Origin of the sequence: Arthrobacter sp. SIMBA_036 (assembly GCF_046535135.1) — a bacterium.
Taxonomy (GTDB): domain Bacteria; phylum Actinomycetota; class Actinomycetes; order Actinomycetales; family Micrococcaceae; genus Arthrobacter.
In genome coordinates this window covers 1-241 of record NZ_JAWRXG010000417.1, presented here as the reverse complement: position 1 = coordinate 241, position 241 = coordinate 1, and the positions used below count along the sequence as shown (strand labels likewise).

1 protein-coding gene is annotated in these 241 nt (G+C 35.7%); it reads right to left on the bottom strand.

Annotated features, from left to right (window positions below; translation table 11 throughout):
• Positions 1-103: 103 nt before the first annotated feature.
• Complete coding sequence (locus tag SB659_RS20370; RefSeq protein WP_410551745.1) at positions 104-241, bottom strand: type II 3-dehydroquinate dehydratase; 138 nt, start codon at positions 239-241, stop codon at positions 104-106.

The window sequence follows — 241 nt, the reverse complement described above, 5'->3', positions numbered from 1 at the left end:
CGATGAGGCTTTTTTATTTGACACATATTTATTTTATCAGACCAGCACAGGTGTTTGCATTATATCTGTGAGAATTTGTGAAAATCTGTGGTCAATATATTATTTAAGATTTTAAGCTCAAAATCGCTAATCTGTATCCATCCATTCCAAATCCAGACAATACAGCATCACTATTAGCTGCGGTCACGGATTTCTGGCGGAATTCCTCTCTTTTGTAAATATTACTGATGTGAACCTCCAC